This is a genomic window from Peribacillus sp. P4_C12 (genome assembly GCF_056402095.1).
Window position 1 is genome coordinate 1 of the sequence record NZ_JBFUIB010001054.1, and the last position, 769, is coordinate 769.

A 769-nucleotide genomic window follows, 5' to 3' on the forward strand; every position below is an offset into this window, starting at 1 on the left:
CTAATGGCCCTCTTAGATGTACAGTAGCTGTTCTTCCATCTTCATTTATATTATCAATCCAAACTGAAGTGCCATTATATCTAACCTCAATGTCAGATGGTGAAGAAAGAATCTGTTTTACACGATTAACATCCACAAAAATCCCTCCCTTATTATTTGTTAATTATTATTTGAAAAGGTAAAAGATTTTATTCTTTTTTTAAAGGAATGAAAATGACTATCTAATAACTGCGTCTACCATATAAGGAAATTCCGATTCATTTATAAGGGTGGATACTGTGCTATTAGGTTCATCCTTTAAGAATCCATATTACGACTGTTATGCTACATACTAATATGACGTGGTAAGTTTTATTTGGAGATTAATAGAATCATTGTCTGAATTTAGGTTGCAAAAAAGTAATATAATCCCAAAGTTGCAAAAAAAATCTTGCAGTTTAGTAATGAAGGCGCTACCATTGAATATAATATGAAATATAATTTCAAGATTGTTAAGTATAATTTGAAATTATATTTAAGTGATTGATAATAGGAGGATTTATTTGTCTATGGAAGAACAACTGCGCTCATTAACGACTGAATTACGCAATGAAGGGACCATGAACATCGACAGTGTAAATACACTGGAAATTATTTCTGCGATTAACAACGAAGATTTAAAAGTGGCAGTAGCCGTACAAGAGGTTTTACCAGAGATTAAAACGGCAGTTGACTTTGCTTATGAATCGTTAATGAAAGGAGGAAGACTCATCTACATTGGGGCTGGAAC

Annotated in this window: 1 protein-coding gene and 1 pseudogene; one reads left to right on the forward strand and one right to left on the reverse strand. The window is 32.2% G+C overall.

Annotation, left to right across the window (positions count from 1 at the left end):
- The coding region (locus AC1DUW_RS31200; RefSeq protein WP_477644500.1) for a small, acid-soluble spore protein, H family at nucleotides 1-136 on the reverse strand (136 nt) is incomplete at its 3' end.
- Between the two features lie 412 nt (nucleotides 137-548).
- Here AC1DUW_RS31200 and murQ point away from each other — a divergent pair.
- Nucleotides 549-769 (forward strand): annotated as a pseudogene (gene murQ / locus AC1DUW_RS31205) (N-acetylmuramic acid 6-phosphate etherase); the annotation flags it as partial.